This is a genomic window from Pradoshia eiseniae (genome assembly GCF_002946355.1).
GTDB lineage: Bacteria > Bacillota > Bacilli > Bacillales > Pradoshiaceae > Pradoshia > Pradoshia eiseniae.
The window spans coordinates 206,096-227,357 of sequence record NZ_PKOZ01000003.1 but is presented as its reverse complement, the minus strand read 5'-3'; the positions used below and the strand labels follow the sequence as shown (position 1 = coordinate 227,357).

Annotated in this window: 17 protein-coding genes; all 17 read left to right on the top strand. The window is 42.0% G+C overall.

Annotation, left to right across the window (positions count from 1 at the left end; translation table 11 throughout):
• The first annotated feature begins 11 nt into the window (after positions 1-11).
• The 17 genes from CYL18_RS08025 (at position 12) to CYL18_RS07945 (ending at position 21,165) form a co-directional block, all read left to right on the top strand.
• Positions 12-1,241, top strand: coding sequence for a M16 family metallopeptidase (locus tag CYL18_RS08025; RefSeq protein WP_104848969.1), 1,230 nt, complete (start codon positions 12-14; stop codon positions 1,239-1,241).
• A 167-nt stretch (positions 1,242-1,408) separates the two neighbouring features.
• Positions 1,409-1,666: a YlmC/YmxH family sporulation protein gene (locus CYL18_RS08020; protein WP_104848968.1), complete on the top strand. Its 258-nt coding sequence runs from the start codon at positions 1,409-1,411 to the stop codon at positions 1,664-1,666.
• Positions 1,667-1,835: 169 nt separating this feature from the next.
• Positions 1,836-2,738 (top strand): dipicolinic acid synthetase subunit A, encoded by a 903-nt coding sequence (gene dpaA, locus CYL18_RS08015; RefSeq protein ID WP_104848967.1) that lies wholly within the window; start codon positions 1,836-1,838, stop codon positions 2,736-2,738.
• Positions 2,735-3,325 carry a dipicolinate synthase subunit B gene (locus CYL18_RS08010; RefSeq protein WP_104848966.1) on the top strand — a complete coding sequence of 197 codons (591 nt, stop codon included), beginning with the start codon at positions 2,735-2,737 and terminating at the stop codon, positions 3,323-3,325. The genes dpaA and CYL18_RS08010 overlap by 4 nt, the downstream gene beginning before the upstream one ends.
• Before the next feature lie 186 nt (positions 3,326-3,511).
• Positions 3,512-4,558: an aspartate-semialdehyde dehydrogenase gene (locus CYL18_RS08005; RefSeq protein WP_104848965.1), complete on the top strand. Its 1,047-nt coding sequence runs from the start codon at positions 3,512-3,514 to the stop codon at positions 4,556-4,558.
• A gap of 116 nt (positions 4,559-4,674) precedes the next feature.
• Positions 4,675-5,925 (top strand): aspartate kinase, encoded by a 1,251-nt coding sequence (gene dapG, locus CYL18_RS08000; RefSeq protein ID WP_104848964.1) that lies wholly within the window; start codon positions 4,675-4,677, stop codon positions 5,923-5,925.
• Positions 5,926-5,955: 30 nt separating this feature from the next.
• The gene (dapA, locus tag CYL18_RS07995; protein WP_104848963.1) at positions 5,956-6,828 is read left to right on the top strand and encodes a 4-hydroxy-tetrahydrodipicolinate synthase; all 873 of its coding nucleotides are present in this window, start codon (positions 5,956-5,958) and stop codon (positions 6,826-6,828) included.
• A gap of 220 nt (positions 6,829-7,048) precedes the next feature.
• Complete coding sequence (locus CYL18_RS07990; protein WP_104848962.1) at positions 7,049-8,716, top strand: ribonuclease J; 1,668 nt, start codon at positions 7,049-7,051, stop codon at positions 8,714-8,716.
• 1,004 nt (positions 8,717-9,720) lie between these two features.
• Positions 9,721-10,464 (top strand): ClpP family protease, encoded by a 744-nt coding sequence (locus CYL18_RS07985; protein ID WP_104848961.1) that lies wholly within the window; start codon positions 9,721-9,723, stop codon positions 10,462-10,464.
• Positions 10,461-10,673 carry a YlzJ-like family protein gene (locus CYL18_RS07980; protein ID WP_104848960.1) on the top strand — a complete coding sequence of 71 codons (213 nt, stop codon included), beginning with the start codon at positions 10,461-10,463 and terminating at the stop codon, positions 10,671-10,673. The genes CYL18_RS07985 and CYL18_RS07980 overlap by 4 nt, the downstream gene beginning before the upstream one ends.
• A gap of 176 nt (positions 10,674-10,849) precedes the next feature.
• Positions 10,850-13,183 carry a DNA translocase FtsK gene (locus CYL18_RS07975; protein ID WP_104848959.1) on the top strand — a complete coding sequence of 778 codons (2,334 nt, stop codon included), beginning with the start codon at positions 10,850-10,852 and terminating at the stop codon, positions 13,181-13,183.
• 670 nt (positions 13,184-13,853) lie between these two features.
• A complete protein-coding gene (locus CYL18_RS07970) occupies positions 13,854-14,933 on the top strand; it encodes a BMP family lipoprotein (protein WP_104848958.1) in 1,080 nt (359 codons plus the stop codon).
• A 639-nt stretch (positions 14,934-15,572) separates the two neighbouring features.
• Positions 15,573-16,298: a GntR family transcriptional regulator gene (locus CYL18_RS07965; protein ID WP_104848957.1), complete on the top strand. Its 726-nt coding sequence runs from the start codon at positions 15,573-15,575 to the stop codon at positions 16,296-16,298.
• 53 nt (positions 16,299-16,351) lie between these two features.
• A complete protein-coding gene (locus CYL18_RS07960) occupies positions 16,352-17,434 on the top strand; it encodes a BMP family lipoprotein (protein ID WP_104848956.1) in 1,083 nt (360 codons plus the stop codon).
• 190 nt (positions 17,435-17,624) lie between these two features.
• The gene (locus CYL18_RS07955; protein WP_104848955.1) at positions 17,625-19,160 is read left to right on the top strand and encodes an ABC transporter ATP-binding protein; all 1,536 of its coding nucleotides are present in this window, start codon (positions 17,625-17,627) and stop codon (positions 19,158-19,160) included.
• Positions 19,153-20,205, top strand: a complete 1,053-nt coding sequence (locus CYL18_RS07950) for an ABC transporter permease (RefSeq protein ID WP_104848954.1) — start codon at positions 19,153-19,155, stop codon at positions 20,203-20,205. Before CYL18_RS07955 ends, CYL18_RS07950 begins: the two co-directional genes overlap by 8 nt.
• The gene (locus tag CYL18_RS07945) at positions 20,206-21,165 is read left to right on the top strand and encodes an ABC transporter permease (protein ID WP_104848953.1); all 960 of its coding nucleotides are present in this window, start codon (positions 20,206-20,208) and stop codon (positions 21,163-21,165) included.
• Positions 21,166-21,262: the final 97 nt, after the last annotated feature.

The following is a 21,262-nucleotide window of genomic DNA, read 5'->3' as shown; positions in this document are numbered from 1 at the left end:
AGGAAGAATCTTTGATCACTAAATATACATGTCAAAATGGAGTTCGCATCGTATTGGAACCCATTCCGACCGTTCGCTCAGTAGCGATTGGCATATGGATAAAAACTGGATCTCGAAATGAAGGACCAAGCAATAATGGTATTTCTCATTTCTTGGAGCATATGTTCTTCAAGGGGACGACAACACGCACAGCTAAGGAAATCGCTGAGTCATTTGACCGGATTGGCGGGCAGGTTAATGCCTTTACTTCTAAGGAATATACTTGCTATTATGCAAAAGTCCTTGATAATCATGCTACCTATGCCCTTGATGTGCTTGGAGACATGTTCTTCAATTCAACTTTTGCTTCAGAAGAGCTGAAGAAAGAAAAGAATGTTGTTTGCGAAGAGATTAAGATGTATGAAGATACACCTGACGATATTGTTCATGACCTTTTGAGCCAAGCAGTATTTGAGAAGCATCCGCTTGGTTATCCGATTCTTGGAACAGAAGAAGTGCTCGAAACGATTACAACTGATACGTTAAAGCAATATGTCTATGATCATTATACGCCTGATAAGGTGGTCATTTCAGTTGCCGGAAATGTGACTGATGCATTCATCAAGCAGGTTGAAAAATTATTTGGCCAGTACGAGGGCGGGAAGGCCCGTCCGGAACTTGAAAAGCCATCCTTCCATGCAAATAAGCTGGTCAGGAAAAAGGACACAGAGCAATCCCACTTATGTCTTGGCTATAACGGTTATGATGTCGGTCATGAAAATGTCTATAGCTTAATTATCTTGAACAATGTACTTGGAGGCTCTATGAGCAGCCGTCTCTTCCAAAGTGTAAGGGAGGAGCGGGGTCTTGCTTATAGCGTATATTCCTACCACACATCTTATCAGGATAATGGACTTGTCGTCCTGTATGGCGGTACTGGTGCTAATCAGGTAAATGAGCTCTTCTCAACTATTCAATCTACACTCGATCTAATCTCGCGTGAGGGAATTACGACGAAAGAACTTGAAAATTCAAAGGAGCAGCTGAAAGGCAGCCTGATGCTAAGCTTAGAAAGCACAAATAGCCGAATGAGCCGAAACGGCAAGAATGAGCTTTTATTAGGACGGCATCGCTCTCTTGATGACATTGTTGAGTTAATTGATAAGGCATCAATTGACAGTGTGAATCAATGTATTGAGGATGTATTTAAGGGTCCTTATGCTGCGGCGCTTATTGGACCTCAGGATACATGGAATTTATAATATAGCCGCTTATTTAGCAGGCTGCCCGGTCTACATTAGCCAGGGCAGCCGCTTTTTTATGCTCATAAACCTCCCTCAAAGATTCATCTGCGAAAACCGCTTCTAAACAAGCATGAATGCCATATAGATTATATATAAACTATTCTTTTGCAGAAAGAAGGTAAAGCATGAAGCTAAGTGAATTAAGCGGGAAGGAAATCGTCGATGTGAAGCGAGCGGAAAGGCTGGGAGTGCTTGGTCAGACTGATTTTGAAATCAATGAATTAACTGGCCAGATTACCGCTTTGATTATTCCTTCTGGCAAATGGTTCGGTTTCAGAAAGCATGGCAATGAGGTAAGGGTACCTTGGACACATATTCAAAAAATCGGCACGGATATGATCATTATTGATATCCCTGCAAATGGAGATTTTCAAGTTGACTGAATTGAATTTCCCAAAAAAACGCCGATAGGCGTTTTTTTTGTTTATCTATACATAGCACCCCTCAAGGAATTGGTCATATGATGTGAGAGAACTATATGCACGTAGTGAATAACTGCGTTAAAGTAATCACCAGCATACAACCAAACAAAAAAGAAGGTGAAACTCCTCCATGCTCACAGGGATGCAGATTGCTGTCCTTGGCGGTGACGCCAGGCAGCTTGAAGTAATTCGTAAATTGACGGAATTGGATGCAAAAGTGTATTTAACCGGCTTTGAACAATTGGCACATGCTTATACAGGAGCGGTGAAGGAATCGCTTGAGGACCTTCCTGTCACTGAACTGGATGCCATCATTTTGCCGGTAGCGGGAACCAATATGGAAGGCAAAATAGAGACAATCTTCTCTAGCAGCCAGGTTGTCCTTACAGAGGATTTCTTGAACAATACACCAGAGCATTGCACGATATATTCGGGAATTAGCAATGATTATTTATCTGAATTGACCGCTAAGGCGAACCGAAAGCTTGTTCAGCTCTTTGAAAGAAATGATGTAGCCATTTATAACTCCATCCCAACGGTCGAGGGAGCCATCATGATGGCCATCCAGCATACCGATTTCACCATCCATGGCTCGAATGTCATTGTGCTTGGTCTTGGCAGGACAGGAATGAGTGTCGCGCGCAGCTTTCATGCCCTAGGGGCCAAGGTGAAGGTCGGCGCCAGAAAAACAGAGCATATAGCCAGGATTAGCGAAATGGGACTAACTCCTTTTTTCACCTCGGAATTGGAGAAAGAAGTGGATCATGTGGATATTTGTATTAATACGATTCCACACAAAATCATCACGGCCAATGTTCTTGCGAAAATGCCGTCCCGTACATTGATAATCGACCTTGCTTCAAAGCCTGGAGGCACCGATTTCCGCTATGCTGAAAAACGTGGCATAAAAGCGATTCTAGCCCCCGGTTTGCCTGGCATTGTTGCCCCAAAAACAGCTGGTAAAATCCTGGCGAATGTCCTAGGCCAACTTTTGTATGAGGAACTTGAGAAGGGAAAGGGGAAACAATCATGAAGATTAAAGGCAAGCGTATAGGCTTTGGGTTAACTGGTTCTCACTGTACGTATGATGAGGTATATCCTCAAATTGAAAATCTTGTGAATGGCGGTGCTGAAGTCATTCCTGTCGTAACCCATACAGTGAAAAATACGGATACGAGATTTGGCAATGGCGAGGATTGGGTAGCTAGAATTGAAAAACTGACGAATCGCAAAGTCATTGATACAATTGTAGATGCGGAGCCGCTTGGGCCAAAGATGCCCCTTGATTGCATGGTCATTGCCCCAATGACCGGAGTTTCCATGAGCAAGTTTGCCAATGCGCAAAATGATTCTCCGGTTTTGATGGCAGCGAAGGCAACATTAAGAAATCATCGCCCAGTTGTGCTTGGAATCTCAACAAATGATGCCTTAGGTCTTAATGGCGTCAATTTGATGCGATTATTAAGCACAAAGGATATCTTCTTCATCCCATTTGGTCAGGATGATCCTCATAATAAGCCAAATTCAATGGTGGCGAAAATGGATAGCTTGATTGAAACAGTTGAATATGCCCTCGAGATGAAACAAATTCAGCCGATATTAATCGAAAGATTCTCATGAAAAGCACGATGAATCGACAAAAATATAGTATAATATATTCTTAAAAGAACGAATTATCACCAGCAGGGAAAAAATGTTGCTCTTTTTCATAATGGATATGATAATAGTTGTGATAATTGTTTAAATTTTTTCTACAGATATAGCTCATAAATCTATCTATAAATGTTTACGGAAGGGGTAACAAACATGTCTCAAAAAAAATTTCATGTAGCCGTAGTAGGCGCAACTGGCGCTGTTGGCCAGCAAATGATTGAAACGCTCCAAAAAAGAAGCTTCCCAATCGGGGAAATCAGTTTATTATCCTCTTCTCGTTCTGCAGGAAAAGAAATTGAATTCAACGGGGAAAAGGTTATTGTACAAGAAGCGCGTCCAGAAAGTTTTGAGGGCGTTGATATAGCTTTGTTCAGTGCGGGAGGAAGTATTTCAAAGAAATTGGCTCCTGAAGCGGTTAAGCGCGGGGCTATCGTGGTTGACAATACGAGTGCATTCCGTATGGATGAAAATGTTCCGCTTGTGGTACCTGAGGTCAATGAAAGTGATCTTCATGGACATAACGGAATTATCGCTAACCCGAATTGTTCCACCATCCAGATGGTCGCGGCTCTTGAACCGATCCGTGAGGCATTTGGGCTGAAGAAGGTGGTTGTCTCTACCTATCAAGCTGTTTCTGGAGCTGGAGCAGCAGCGATTGAAGAATTGCATACTCAGACTGAGGCGATTCTAAATAATGAAGCACCTAAAGCAGAAATCCTTCCAGTGAAGGGAGCAGAGAAGCATTATCAAATCGCGTTTAATGCTATCCCTCAAATCGATGTATTTACGGAAAATGGATTCACGTATGAAGAAATGAAGATGATCAACGAAACAAAGAAAATCATGCATATGCCTGAACTGAAAGTATCCGCAACTTGTGTGAGACTTCCGATTGCTGTCGGGCACTCTGAATCCGTCTATATTGAAATTGATCAAGAAGGCGTCACGGCTGAGCAGATTCAAAAGCTGCTAAGTAACGCTCCCGGGATCGTTCTTCAAGATAATCCATCCGAACAGATATACCCTATGCCAGCGGATTGTGTCGGCAAGAATGACGTATTTGTCGGTCGTATTCGGAAAGATTTGGATGAAGACAAGGGATTCCATATGTGGGTTGTTTCCGATAATCTATTAAAAGGAGCAGCTTGGAATTCTGTCCAAATTGCAGAGAGCCTTATTCGGTTAGGAATTGTTAAATAACTTGAATTTATAAGAATTGTTTATATATCTATCGGATCTTTAGAACTTACTTGAGTGTAGTATATCCGGCCTTTTTGATTGTTGCAGATCAAAAAGGCCGATTTCGAGGTGTAAAAATGAAAATTATCATTCAAAAATTTGGCGGTACATCCGTTCGTGATCCAAAGAGCAGGGAACTTGCCTTAAATCATATTCGGAACGGACTGAATGAAGGATATAAGGTTGTCGTCGTTGTATCTGCCATGGGCAGAATGGGAGACCCTTATGCGACAGATACATTGCTTTCACTTGTTAATGGTCCAGCTACACTTTTGAATGAACGGGAACAGGACTTGCTTTTATCCTGTGGCGAAGTCATCTCATCAGTGGTATTCGCGAACATGCTTCTTCAAAATGGAATTAAAGCAACAGCTTTAACCGGAGGACAGGCTGGGTTCCGCACGAGTCAGGATTATACGAATGCGAAGATATTGGAGATGGAGACCGATCGCCTCTTACAAGAACTTGAAAGCTCTGATGTCATCGTTGTTACTGGATTTCAAGGTGTGGCCGAAAATGGTGATGTTACGACCATTGGCCGGGGTGGCAGTGACACGTCAGCGGCAGCTCTCGGTGCAGCATTAGGAGCAGAATATGTAGATATATTCACTGATGTGGAAGGTATCATGACAGCAGACCCGCGTATTGCAGAAAAAGCGCGCCCGTTGTCTGTTGTCACTTATACGGAAGTTTGCAATATGGCCTACCAAGGAGCAAAAGTGATTCATCCTCGGGCAGTTGAAATTGCCATGCAGGCAAAAGTACCAATGAGGATTCGTTCCACATATACTGATGGAGAGGGTACATTGGTTACAAGCCATCCGAAGCATCGCCGCGGAAGTGATATCCAGGAGCGGCTTGTTACGGGGATTGCCCATGTTGGTCAAATTACACAAATCAAGGTCCAAGCAAAGGAAGGGCAATATGATTTGCAGACAGAAGTATTCACGGCAATGGCCAATGCCAAAATCAGCGTTGATTTTATTAACATCTATCCGAATGGTGTTATCTACACAGTTTCAGACAAGGACGCTGATACGGCCATTTCTGTCCTAAGGGATCTTGGTCATGATCCGGCTATCGAGCCGAATTGTGCTAAAGTATCGGTTGTCGGAGCGGGAATAACAGGTGTGCCTGGTGTGACGGCCAAGATCGTGACACCATTATCGGAGAGAGGAATTCAAATCCTTCAATCGGCAGACAGTCATACAACCATCTGGGTACTTGTGAAGGAAAAGGACTTGGTGGAAGCTGTCAATGCCCTTCATAGTGCATTTAATCTTCATCTTGAGGACGAAAGTGACATCGATTGGGCGACCGATTATTGAGATAAATCTTAACTAAAAGGGAGTGGAAGTATGGGTCTATTTGGCCGCGTATCCACAGCAATGGTTACTCCTTTTGACAATAAAGGGAATATTGACTTTGCTAAAACAGCTAAATTAGTTGATTATTTGATTGAAACAGGCAGCGACTCGCTCGTTGTCTCAGGTACAACAGGAGAATCTCCTACATTGACGGCAGAAGAGAAAGTGGCATTATTTGAGTATGTCGTCAAAATTGTGAATAAACGTGTGCCAGTTATAGCTGGCACAGGAAGCAATAATACGTATGCCTCCATCAGCTTAACGAAAAAAGCGGAACAAGCAGGCGTTGACGGTATTATGCTTGTTGCCCCTTACTATAATAAACCGAATCAGGAAGGACTATATCAGCATTTCAAGGCAGTTGCTGATTCTACAAGCCTGCCGGTAATGGTCTATAATGTTCCTGGCAGAACGGTTACCAATATCTCTCCTGAGACAGTGATTCGTCTATCAGAGGTTAAGAATATTGTGGCGATTAAAGAGGCGAGCGGGGATTTTAGCGCAATGACAAAAATCATTGCCAACACACCGGATGATTTTGAATTGTACAGCGGGGATGACGGATTAGCCCTGCCAGTGCTGGCGATTGGGGGAACGGGTGTCGTATCCGTTGCTTCGCATATCATCGGTCGAGACATTCAAGATATGGTTCAAAAATTCCTTTCTGGTGATAAAGAGGAAGCTGCAAGGATTCATCAGCGTGTTCTTCCAATCATGGAAGGATTATTCATGGCTCCAAGCCCTGCACCGGTCAAGACGGCCTTACAAATTAAAGGAATAGACGTAGGATCTGTTCGCTTACCTCTTGTACCGATGAATGAGGTCGAAAGAAACACGCTTATCAAGCTGCTAAACACGCTATAAGTATCTTTTATCCTATCGATTCTAATGGACAAAAGCCAATCCAGCGCGGTTGGCTTTTGCTACTGTTTGTTACATATATACATATCACTAAAAAAGTAAAGAGTGTTAGTAATTGAGTGATTTATTGAAAAAGTCCGTCTGGGTAGCGTACATGAGTGGATATCGGTTATAATGGTTTCAATTGGAAATGGACGAGCAGTTAAATACAGGAGGAACTAAATTGGTTAAACAACAAACACAAAATATTAAAGTGATCGCCTTAGGCGGTGCTGGGGAGATAGGAAAGAATATGTATGTCATCGAAGTGGATGAAGACATATTCGTTCTTGATGCCGGATTAATGTTTCCGGAAACCGAGATGCTCGGGATTGATGTCGTCATCCCTGACATCAGCTATTTAATCGAAAATAAAGAACGTGTTCAAGGGATTTTCCTGTCACATGGTCATGAAGACCATATTGGTGCATTGCCTTATATCATTGAGGATCTAGATGCCCCTGTGTATGGGACTCGTTTGACCATTGAATTGGCTAAAGCCAAAATTGAAGAAATCAAAGGAAGAGTAGATGTTGAATTTGAAGTAGTGGATTCCAATACAGCCCTTCGCTTTGCATCATCAAGAATCACATTCTTTAAAACGAATCACAGCATACCAGACTCTGTTGGTATATGCATTGACACGAAAGAGGGAGCAATCGTATATACAGGCGACTTCAAATTTGACCAAGCTGCTCAAGGTCATTATAAAGCGGAAGTAGGCAAGATGGCAGCCATAGGGGATGCTGGGGTCCTTTGCCTGCTTTCTGACAGCTCAGGTGCTGAAAAAGTCGGATTCACGCCTTCTGAATCATTGGTAGCTGCACAAATGTCAGATGAATTTTACAAGGCGAAAGGCCGTATTATCGTAGCCTGCTATGCTTCAAACGTTAATGGATTGCAGCAAGTGTTCAATGCGGCGCATGATAATCAAAAGAAAGTGGCTGTTGTCGGCAAGTCCATGCAAAAGGTACTTGATATTGCTCTTAACTTCAATTACTTAAAGCTAGCGGATGAAACGCTCATTCCAGTTGATCAGCTTGAGAACTACAATGATGATGAAGTGGTTATCCTAGCTGCAGGCCAGCAGGGTGAACCGTTTGAAGTTCTGCAGAAAATGGCCAAGCATGCACATAAGCAAGTGAACATTAAACAAGGCGACACAGTATTGCTGGCAGCTAATCCTTTATATGGCGGAGAGCTGCTTATGTCAAGAACAATCGACCTGTTGTTCCGTGCAGGAGCAATGGTGGTTGCCGGCAAGAACCGCATCCATGTTTCAGGACACGGCAGCCAAGAAGAGCTCAAAATGATGCTTAACTTAATGAGACCTAAATACTTCATTCCTATCCAGGGAGATTACAAAATGCTGATTGCCCACATGCGCATCGCTAAGTCCATTGGGTTCAAGCAGGAACAAATTCTCATTCCGGAGAACGGAGAAGTCATCTCTATTTCGAAGGAACAGATCGAAAGTTCCGGCAAAGTAACAAGCGGCAATGTTCTGATAGATGGGATTGGCGTTGGCGATGTTGGAAATATCGTCCTGCGTGACCGCCGTTTATTATCACAGGATGGAATCCTGATTGTCGTGGTTACTCTCAGCCGTTCTGATAAAAGTATTGTCGCAGGTCCTGAAATTATTTCTAGAGGATTTGTCTATGTCCGTGAATCAGAATCATTAATGGAGAAGTCCAACACGATCGTACGTGAAATCGTTCTTAAGAATACATCTAAAGATCACTTTGACTGGGCTGGAATGAAGCAGGAGATCCGCGATAACCTGCATTCATTCTTATTCGAAAAAACAAAACGCCGTCCAATGATTTTACCAATTATCATGGAAGTATAAAGAGAGCAAAGCTTTTAAGTCCTTAACAAGACAGGCAAAAAAACGATTCCGTTTTTTTGCCTGCTTTTTTTATTTTCGGTTATGAATAGGCTTAATCTGGATTCTATATCCTGCGGCGGAGTAAATCAGGCAAGGCAGAAAAAATTATAAAAAAAATCGAAAAAATTTTAAATAAAGCGGTTTCATTTTCTGAGGTGGGGGTAAACAATAAATGAAAGGAGGAAAGGAAAAAATAAAGAAGAGGCTTAACACCCTAGGCGACTCAATCATATAGTGTTTCGTTCCGATTAAGTAATTGCGAACAGTAATTGAGTAATACGAACGTAGGCTATATAGACTCCTGAATTGCCATTATTAGAAGATTGATTACATGAAGTGCATAGTGAATAGATGTAAATGGTGGATTGCAGACCTGAAGTAAAGTGAGATTCTTTGCAACAATCATAGCTCAATCGGGAGAAGATGGAAAGGCTGATTTGGCAGACAGATAAGAGGGATGTCATAAAAAGCCTGGATAGAATCAACCAAAAGCCTTTTATCGGATCTTCAACATAAAGGTGGCGCTATGGAATAACTCTTTACGCAAAGGCCAATCATTAAATATTACCGATCGAGCATATATTCCTGGCATAAAAGGGAGGAAAGATTATCCCGCATGTAACCAAGTCTTGGCAACAGGTATTGAATTGAGCAACCGAAAATTGAATATAGATGCAGTGTGTTAAATGTTTGAAAAGGTGTAAAGAAACCTTTAAATAAGCGGAACAAACACACTTCAGCTGAACGCAAGAACCAAAAGTGCCTAACTGAAGAAGTAATGAATTGTTTTAAATCAGCTGATGCATGGTTGAGTCACCTAAGGTGTTAAGAGAGAATCCCTTTTTCGGGGTTCTTTTTTGTTTCTCGGTTTGCGTCAGCGGGGCTTGGAAGCGTATGAATCCATCTAAATTGCCCATACTAATGGCAAGCGTTTGCTTGGATTTAGGAAGGGAGATTTTTTTGATATGGATAAAGCCGAAGAGGTACCGCGTGTGGAAAAGCCTGCAGATGATAAGGGTATTGCTTCAAGTGCCTTAATTGATAAGATTCAATCCTTGGGTCAAACAAATGTACCCCAATTGCCGAAGGATTCCAATATACATTGCTTGAATATTATTGGCCAGATAGAAGGGCATATGCAATTGCCGCCTCAAAACAAAACAACAAAATATGAGCATGTAATTCCGCAGCTGGTCGCCATTGAGCAGAATCCGGCAATAGAGGGCTTGCTGGTCATCCTTAATACGGTAGGCGGTGATGTCGAGGCCGGACTTGCCATTTCAGAGATGATTTCTACTCTATCTAAGCCAACCGTATCGATTGTCCTTGGGGGCGGACATAGCATTGGTGTGCCTATTGCCACAAGCTGTGATTATTCCTTTATCGCTGAATCAGCAACAATGACGATTCATCCAATTCGCCTGACAGGTCTTGTGATTGGTGTTCCACAATCATTTGAGTATTTAGATAAAATGCAGGATCGAGTAGTGAACTTTGTCGTTAAGCATTCAAGTATAGATGAAGAGACATTCAAGGATTTGATGTTTGCGCGGGGCAATTTAGCTCGGGATATTGGGACCAACGTTATTGGGGAGGATGCGGTTCGGACAGGCTTAATTAATGAAGTCGGGGGAATCGGAAGTGCCATTGCCAAATTAAATGAGTTAATTAAAGCAGGAAAAGAAGAGGAGGGTACGCCAATTCAATGACCTACTATACGCTTGTTCCAGAAGAATGGCTGACGATGGACTTGATGAATCAAGAATATCACTCTGTCTTTAACAAAAATGGGGTTCCTTTTCTAGGAGAGAGATTATCAGATGGAACGATACGGGTACAGCGAATCATAAGTACGGAACCGAATGATTATTTATCCACTTCTCTGTCGCCCGGCAATATAATTTATAATCCGGAATAAAGAGTTTTGGCATGGCAAATATGCTATAATAAAGGAAATAGGGACAGGCAGCCGAAGGCCAGGCTGCTTTCTTTGTTTTCCTCTCTCGGTCTTTTTGCTGGGTATCCAGCAGCTGCATACATATACAAAAGGTCTAATATGAAAAGGCTAATATTGAAAGAAAAACGGGTGGTTAAATGGCTAAAAATAAACGAAAACCTCGGTCAAAGAAAAAAGACCAGATCAAGTCTACGTTAAAATACGAAATATCAGGACTTGCTTTATTCGGATTTGCAGCGATTGCCATGGCCAGACTTGGAGCTGTTGGGATGTCATTTGTCATTTTAGCACGCTTCTTCATGGGAGAATGGTACATATTATTATTATTGGGACTCATGGTATTCAGTATATATTTGATGTATAAACGCGAGATTCCATTCTTTTTTAAAAGGCAGCTTGTCGGAATTTATTTAATTGTTTTGGCTATTCTTTTGTATCATCATACCATTTTGTTTGAGCACTTAGCTTCGTACGCTAACGATGCCCTGCGTCCAAGTGTGATCCTGAATACGTGGGAGCTTTTTTGGATGGAGGTCAATGGGACGGCCAGTACAACGGATTTGGGAGGCGGAATGATTGGTGCCTTTCTCTATGCAGCCTTTCATTTTCTCTTTGCTGACGCAGGAAGCAAATTCATTGCCTTCCTGTTTGTTGTGGGCGGAATCATTCTCATTACCGGCAGGGGATTGATGGATTCGACTGGAAAGGTCTTTTCTTCCATCGGCCGCTTTTTCAAGAAACAGTGGCTTGCCTTTGTGGAAGATTTCCGTCAGTCAAAGACAACTAGGAAAAAGGCGGACAAATCCACGAAGAATTCTAAACCAGCCATTAAAGACATGGAGATTGATATTTCTGATACAGCAGGTTCTGAGGAGGAAGGGATCGTTGAGGAGAGAATTATATCAAATTTCGCAGACCGGGCTTATCAAGAAACAGATGTACCGATTGATGCCGTTCCAAAGGCAGATACTGTGAAGTCTACTGAAGAGTTAACCTCTGAGAAGGAAGAGCCTATGACCTTTATGGAAGTGGAGAATGTCGATTACCAGCTTCCAAAGCTTACCTTGCTGAAATCGCCGAAAAAGGCAGACCAGAGCGGAGAATATGAGCTCATTCATACGAATGCCGAAAAACTAGAGAGCACATTTAAGAGTTTCGGGGTAAAGGCGAGGGTGACACAAGTCCACCTTGGTCCTGCAGTGACTAAATATGAGGTACATCCCGATGTAGGGGTAAAGGTATCAAAGATTGTATCATTGGCAGATGATCTCGCGCTCGCACTTGCTGCAAAGGATATTCGAATAGAAGCACCGATACCTGGGAAATCAGCCATCGGGATTGAGGTTCCTAATTCAGATGTCGCGGTCGTTTCTTTACGCGAGGTCCTTGAAGTGCAGCCGTCTGAGAAAAGCGGCTCAAAGCTGCTTATTGCTCTAGGCAGAGATATTTCGGGAGAGGCCGTATCAGCTGAATTGAACAAAATGCCCCATTTGCTTGTTGCAGGCGCAACAGGGAGCGGGAAGAGTGTATGCATCAATGGCATTATTACGAGCGTATTAATGCGAGCCAAACCGCATGAGGTCAAAATGATGATGATTGATCCGAAAATGGTGGAATTAAATGTGTACAATGGCATCCCGCATTTATTGGCTCCTGTCGTAACTGACCCTCATAAAGCGGCGCAAGCTTTGAAGAAGGTTGTCAGTGAAATGGAACGACGCTATGAATTATTTTCTCACTCAGGAACGAGAAATATTGAAGGGTATAATGATTTAATTACACGCCAAAACCTGGAAGAGGGCGAGAAAAATCCTCTCCTTCCTTATATTATTGTCATTGTCGATGAGTTAGCAGACTTAATGATGGTCGCCTCCAATGAGGTAGAGGATGCGATCACCCGTCTTGCCCAAATGGCCAGGGCTGCCGGCATTCATTTAATCATTGCGACTCAGCGTCCGTCAGTGGATGTCATCACTGGTGTTATTAAGGCGAATATTCCATCAAGGATTGCCTTCAGTGTATCTTCGCAAATCGATTCAAGAACCATTCTGGATATGGGCGGCGCGGAGAAGCTGCTTGGCCGAGGCGACATGCTATTCCTTCCTGTTGGTGCATCTAAGCCAATTCGTGTCCAAGGCGCGTTCCTCTCAGACCAAGAGGTGGAGGATGTTGTTGATTTTGTTATTTCCCAGCAGAAAGCGCAGTATCAGGAGAATATGATTCCAGAAGAAATCCCTGAGCCAACCAAGGAGGCCACGACAGACGAGCTGTATGATGAAGCTGTGCGCTTAATCGCCGATATGCAAACTGCATCTGTGTCCTTGCTGCAGCGCCGTTTTAGAATCGGCTATACACGTGCAGCAAGACTGATTGATGAAATGGAAGTGCGCGGAGTCGTCGGTCCCTATGAAGGCAGCAAGCCGCGTGCCGTTTTGGTGCCGAAGGATTTTGATCAGGCAAGTAATTCATGACGAATAATAAGATAAGCGGGCTATCTCAAAAGTCACTAACCTGTGGCTTTTGGGATGGCCCTTTTTTCATCTATTTATGGAGGATATACTTGCTGGTCCACTCTATGCGGTTCTGGCGTCTGATATGTGTAGGAAAATGTTATACAATTATAAAAATTTATCGAATTAATATTGTATAAGATTTTATATAAATGCTTATTTTAGTTTTTTTGTATGTCTTAAAAGATTTTTTAGTATAACATTTTTTTGCTGAAACATATTTATTTTTTATGTCATCCATGATAAATTATGATAGTTAGTAGACTGTTTATGAATGTGGTTGAGGAAATATCTGTTGCGGGAGAGGTTTGTAATATGTGGCAGATGTTGTGATGTGAAGTTTAGTGTTTTTTTAGAAGTGAAAGAAAGAGTTTTTGAATGCTTCAAAAATAGGCAAATCATACATACATGAATTCCCTTTGGAATCAAATAGGGGATGAATAGCAATAAACAAAAGCAATCCTCCATTCTTGTCTGTACAATCTGCAGCCGCTTCTTTTCGCTGAAAGAAGAACAGATTTTATCACCATTGTGCTAGGTGAATAATCAAACATATTTCTTAATCATAAAAGGCTAAGAAATAGCTCATATTAAAAAGGCTACTGACTAGATTATATTGGAGGTTAATGCATTGAAGAAAAGAAAATTTGGGCTCGCCCTATCGCTTGTTTTAGCGGCAAGCACCATAATGGGTGCATGCGGTAATTCTGATGACAACAGCAAAGGTGGCAGTGATAAGGATAACTTCACTGTCGCAATGGTCCCTGATACTGGAGGGATTGATGATAAATCATTCAACCAGTCTGCCTGGGAAGGCTTGCAGGCTTTCGGTAAAGAAAATGGATTAGAAAAAGGCAAGGATGGGATTAACTATCTGCAATCTGAATCTGATGCCGATTACACGACAAACTTAAACCAACTCGTCCGTCAAAAATTTGATCTTGTTTATGGTGTCGGCTTCACAATGGAAGAAGCGATTAAAGAAGTAGCAAATCAAAACCCTGAAACAAAATTTGCTATCATTGATGCCGTCGTTGAGGCGGATAATGTTGCGAGTATCATGTTTAAGGAAAATGAAGGATCTTTCCTGGTTGGTGTAATTGCTGGAATGCAATCTAAATCCAATAAAGTTGGATTTGTAGGCGGTATGGAAAATGAACTAATTAAAAAATTCGAAACTGGTTTCATTGCTGGCGTTAAAACGGTAAACCCTAATGCCGACGTACAAGTTAAATACACTGGAAGCTTCAGTGATGCTTCCCTTGGTAAAGCTACAGCAGAGGCTATGTACAAATCAGGCATTGATGTTATATACCATGCGGCAGGAAATAGTGGTAACGGAATATTTACTGAGGCGAAAAATATTAAGAAAAATAACCCTAAAAAAGATGTTTGGGTAATTGGTGTTGATAAAGACCAAGCTAATGAAGGTGAAATCTCTGGAACAGATATGAACGTCACATTAACCTCTATGGTTAAACGGGTGGATATGGCTGTTCAACAAGTGTCAGCTGATGCGAAGGATGGCAAATTCCCGGGCGGAAAAACGGTTGAGTTCGGCCTTAAAGAAGACGGTGTTGACATTGCACCTACAACCGACAATTTAACAGACGATATGATTAATGCAGTGAATGAGTACAAAGAAAAAATTAAGAATGGTGAAATTAAAGTTCCTTCTACTCAAGAAGAACTAGATGCATTCATGAAATAAGGTACCGTTTGGCAAAGATAAACCGGGGATGGATGGCAGACAAACCTTGCTTTTTAAGGGTTTGTCTGCTTTTTATGTTGAAAATACCTAAGTGGGTCCATGAGAAAAGAATGGACTATCATTCATTTAGGTGTCTAATCGCAGTAATAGTATGAATCGTTCTTTTTTCAATGGATGTATGCGGAATGAAGGCAAATGGATAAAACAAAAATAGTAAATAGTTATTTTGATATATAATTAATCAACCAAACTAGTATTTCATGAAGCGCATTATTATGCTTATTCGGGAGTTCAGGAGATGGCCACTTGGAGATGCATGGGGATTCTTTAATCTATTGGAGTGAATAGGATAACCAATATTTCATGAAAACACTTTCAATAGGTTACACTAAATGTAATAGATAGAAAATTTAAAAAATATAATCTTTTCTATTTGCCGAAAGTCTCTTTGTTGAAAAAACATTGATATTACGCGGTTTGTAGAATTATTTAGCTTGGAAATAGATGATTCGACAAGTGTGTCTTATTTATATTTTAGGCAAACCTATTTATTTCTCACAAAATCCATGATAAATTATGATTGGATAGTAGATTTGTACCTTTTAAATGAGCAGGAAATATATAACTGGGGGAAATAACATGTCTATTAAACAGGACAACCGGCAGCTGTATCTGCAGGTAATCGACAAGATTAGACAAGATATTGCATCGGGTGTCTATATGGAACATGAAAAGCTGCCTTCAGAGTTTGCTTGGGCCAAAAAACTTGGTGTTAGCCGAGCCACTTTGAGAGAAGCCCTTCGAGTCCTTGAAGAAGATAAGGTGATCATACGCAGGCACGGTGTGGGCACTTTCGTGAATGCAACACCATTATTTACCTCAGGGATCGAACAGCTTAATAGTGTTACTGACATGATTCGTGAAGCGAATATGACCCCAGGAACCATATTTCTTTCTTCATCCACTGAGGGTGCAACGGAAGAAGATATGAAAAGGTTCAACTGTAGGGAAGACGAGGAGTTTCTAGTAATAGAACGGGTCAGGACAGCAAATGGGGATCCAGTTGTTTTTTGCCAAGATAAAATCCCTGTGAGTGTGCTATCTAATGAGGTATTCTTTCAAAAAGAATCCTTGCTGGCCTTGCTGGAAGAGAAGGCAAATGTACAAATTACATATGCGGTGGCTGATATTGAACCTATCGGCTACGACGATAAGGTATCACCTCTATTGAATTGCAGTCCGGAAACCGCACTCTTGTTATTGAAACAAACTCATTTCGACAGTCAGGACAAACCATATCTCCACTCTGCCAACTTTTTTAGATCTGATAAGTTTCATTTCCATATTCTGCGTAAGAGAATATGAAGAGGCTTATACTAAAAAACTACTACCCAAAAAAATAGTAGGGGGTTAAGAACTTGAAGAAACGCAAATTTGGATTGGCGCTGTCTCTCGTATTGGCTGCAGGAACTATCCTTGGCGCTTGTGGAAACAATGACGATAGCAGTAATGAAGGTGATTCAGAGAAAGATAATTTCACCGTCGCAATGGTCACGGATACTGGTGGCGTTGATGACAAATCGTTTAACCAATCAGCGTGGGAAGGTTTGCAAGCTTTCGGTAAAGAGAATGGATTGGAAAAAGGTAAGGACGGATACAACTACCTGCAATCTGAATCAGATGCTGACTATACGACAAACCTAAACCAATTGGTTCGTCAAAATTATGATTTGATCTACGGTATTGGTTTCTTGCTGGAAAGTGCGGTTAAAGAAGCTGCAGAACAAAATCCAGACAGTCAATTTGGAATCGTAGATTCAGTAGTTGATGCTGATAACGTGGCGAGCATTACTTTCAAAGAGCATGAAGGTTCTTTCCTTGTTGGTGTGATTGCTGGTATGCAAACAAAATCTAATAAAATTGGATTTGTTGGCGGAGTGGAAAGTGAACTTATTAAGAAATTCGAAATTGGTTTCAGAGCAGGTGTTAAATCTGTAAAACCTGAAGCAGACGTACAAGTGAAATACACTGGAAGCTTCAGTGATGCTTCCCTTGGTAAAGCAACTGCAGAAGCTATGTACAAATCAGGCATCGACGTCATTTACCACGCTGCTGGCGCAACTGGTAATGGTGTCTTTACAGAAGCGAAAAACATCAAGAAAAATGATCCAGACAAAGAAGTATGGGTAATCGGTGTGGATAAAGACCAAGCACCTGAAGGCGTTATCGATGGAACTGACATGAACGTTACATTGACTTCAATGGTTAAACGTGTTGACCTTGCAGTTCAGCAAGTAGCTAAAGATGCAAAAGAAGGTAACTTCCCTGGCGGTGAAGTCGTTGAATTTGGTCTTGATGCTGATGGGGTAGATATCGCTCCTACAACAGACAATTTATCGGAAGATATGATCAAATCTGTTGACGAATATAAAGAAAAAATCAAGAATGGTGAAATCAAAGTTCCGGCAACAGATAAAGAACTTGATGAATTCTTAAAATAATATGGCAAATGTTGAAGGGATAAGGGCATATTCATCCTTATCCCTCTTCAATAGCCTTGCATATGACTGTCTGACATCAGACCTCTAAGGAAAAATGGCAAAGGAAAGGTAGCGCAAGGAAGGGATGGGTTGCTTTTCTTTTGCCATCTTACTTATGAATCTTCATGGAATATAAAAGGAGTGAATATCCGTGGACTACGTTATTGAGATGTTAAACATCCGTAAAGAGTTCCCAGGCATAGTGGCGAATGACAATATAACCCTGCAAGTGAAACAAGGGGAAATTCATGCGTTGCTAGGAGAAAATGGTGCCGGAAAATCGACATTAATGAATGTTTTGTTCGGCTTGTACCAACCCGAAAAGGGTCAAATTAAAGTAAACGGTGAAGAGGTGAAAATCACTAGCCCGAATATCGCTAATGATTTGGGGATTGGGATGGTCCATCAGCACTTTATGCTGGTAGATACCTTCACGGTTACTGAAAACATTATCCTGGGCAAGGAGCCTACCAAGGGTGGAAAGATTGACTTGAAAGAGGCTTCTAGAGAAGTCCGAGAGCTTTCCGAGCGTTACGGATTGAAAATTGATCCAGATGCTAAAATCTCTGAAATATCGGTTGGAATGCAGCAAAGGGTAGAAATATTAAAAACACTATACCGCGGCGCAGAAATCCTGATTTTCGATGAGCCTACAGCTGTATTAACTCCTCAAGAAATCAAAGAATTGATTCAAATCATGAAGAATTTAATTTCAGAGGGAAAATCCATTATTCTTATCACTCACAAGCTAAAAGAGATTATGGAAGTATGTGACCGTTGTACGGTTATTCGTAAAGGAAAAGGGATTGGAACCGTCAATGTCAGTGAAACAAACCCGAATGAATTAGCAAGTCTCATGGTTGGCCGAGAGGTTGTATTCACGACAGTGAAGAAAGATGCAAAACCAGCTGGTGATGTGCTGAAAATCAGTGATCTAGTTGTGAAAGATTCACGCGGAGTCGAGGCGATTAGAGGATTAAACCTGTCTGTCAGGGCAGGAGAAATTGTCGGTATTGCCGGAGTTGACGGAAATGGTCAGACTGAATTGATTGAAGCCATTACTGGTCTTCGCAAAAGCGAATCTGGCAGCATCCAGTTGAATGGCAACGAATTGATCAATAAAAAGCCGAGAAAGATTACTGAAAGCGGTCTTGGTCATATCCCTCAGGACCGTCATAAGCACGGACTTGTTCTTGACTATTCCATTGGCGAAAATATGGTGCTCCAAACCTATTATAAAGAGCCTTTTTCAAAAAACGGTATTTTAAAGTTCAAAAATATATTTGATAAAGCTAGAAAGCTTATTGAAGAGTTTGATGTCCGTACTCCAAGTGAGTATACACCTGCGCGTGCCTTATCAGGAGGGAACCAGCAAAAAGCCATCATTGCTAGGGAAATCGATCGAAATCCAGATTTGTTAATTGCGGCGCAGCCGACACGCGGACTTGATGTCGGGGCAATTGAATTCATCCATAAGCGCTTAATTGAACAGCGGGATCAAGGACGAGGAGTCTTATTGATTTCATTCGAATTGGATGAAATCTTGAATGTCAGTGATCGCATCGCCGTCATTTATGAGGGAGCTATCGTTGCGGTTGTAGACCCTAAGAAGACAACAGAACAAGAATTAGGTCTTCTAATGGCAGGAAGTAAAGTGAAGGAAGCGGGGCAGGATACAAATGTATAAACGGCTATCAAATATACTAATCCCTGTAATCGCGGTAATTTTGGGCCTTATTGCAGGTGCTATTGTTATGTTAGCAAGCGGTTATAGCCCAGTTGATGGATATATCGCATTATGGGAAGGCATATTCAGTGACACATATTTCATAGGAGAAACTATTCGCCAAGTAACACCTTATATTCTAGCCGGTTTAGCCGTAGCGTTTGCTTTTAGAACAGGTTTATTCAATATCGGTGTTGAGGGGCAATTCTTGATGGGGTGGCTGGCCTCCGTATGGATCGGAACATTATTCACTGATCTTCCAAGGCTTATCCATCTTCCGCTAGCTGTATTGGCAGCGGCGGTTGCCGGTGCGCTATGGGCTTTCATCCCAGGATTGCTGAAAGCAAAATTCCGTGTTCATGAGGTTATCACAACCATCATGATGAACTATATCTCATTACATGTCGTCAACTACATTATTTCGAATGTATTGACTGACCGATCTGATAAGACAGAAACCATCGCCGCATCTGCTACATTGCGCTCAGACTTTTTCGCAGCGTTGACTGATAACTCGCGCTTGCACTGGGGATTTGCCATCGCGATTGCTGGGGCAATCATTATGTGGTTCCTATTAGAGAAGACAACAAAAGGCTATGAGTTGAAGGCAGTTGGTTTCAATCAGCACGCTTCAGAATACGCAGGAATCAGTGTAAATAAAAACATCATTTATGCCATGCTGATCTCCGGTGCTTTTGCCGGTCTTGCCGGTGCTATGGAGGGGCTTGGAACATTCGGCTACATTGGTGTTAAGGGAGCTCATACAGGCGTAGGTTTTGATGGAATCGCCGTTGCTCTGCTAGGTGCTAACACAGCTATTGGTGTTGTGCTTGCCGCCTTATTATTTGGAGGATTGAAGTACGGCTCCTTGAATATGCCGCTTGAGACAGGCATTCCAACAGAAATTATCGATGTCGTCATCGCGTTGATTATTTTCTTCGTAGCTTCTAGCTACATCATTCGTGTATTTATCAGTAAGATTAGCAAGAAAAAGGGGGTGGAATAAGTGAGTTTTGTAGAGATTTTAGCGATACTTGTTCCGTCTACACTTGTCTATGCGGCTCCGCTTATTCTTACCGCTCTCGGCGGCGTGTTTTCTGAACGATCTGGGGTAGTTAACATCGGTTTGGAAGGTATGATGATTGTCGGTGCATTTACAAGTATTGTATTTAACTTATCATTCTCTGATTCTTTAGGAGAATGGACACCGTGGGTTTCCTTGGTTGTTGCGATGGTCGTAGCAGGTATTTTCTCCTTGCTCCATGCCGTTGCATCCATCACATTCCGTGCCGACCAAACTGTCAGTGGTGTAGCCATTAATATGCTGGCACTTGGAGCTTGCTTATTCCTCGTGAAATTAATTTACGGTGCAGGACAAACGGATAAAATTGCACAGCCTTTTTATAAAGAAGATATTCCAGTGCTAAGCGATATTCCAGTTCTTGGGGATATTCTTTTCTCGGATGTATACTATACCTCCATTCTTGCAATTTTAATCTCGGTTTTAGTTTGGTACGTCATTTATAAAACGCCTTTCGGACTTCGTCTTCGCTCTGTCGGGGAGCATCCGATGGCGGCAGATACAATGGGTGTCAATGTTAATCGGATGAGATATATCGGGGTTTTCCTAAGCGGTATTTTAGGCGGCTTGGGCGGAGCGGTTTATGCGTCAACGATTGCCCTTGACTTCAACCATGCAACAATCGCAGGCCAAGGTTTCATGGCGCTTGCGGCAATGATCTTTGGTAAATGGCATCCAATCGGTGCGATGGGTGCAGCATTATTCTTCGGATTTGCGCAATGTTTAAGTATCGTAAGCTCCATGCTTCCGTTCTTCAGCGAGATTCCGAACGTATACTTGCTTATCCTTCCATATGTGTTAACCATTCTTGCCCTTACGGGATTTATCGGCCGTGCAGATGCGCCAAAAGCGTCAGGTCAGCCATATATCAAAGGGAAAAGATAAATTGTATTTTAAAAAGCAGGCAAAGAGAGATGTCATCCGTCTCCTTTGCCTGCTTTTTTTATGGAAACAGCCAATCGGTGATTGTAATCAGCTCTTT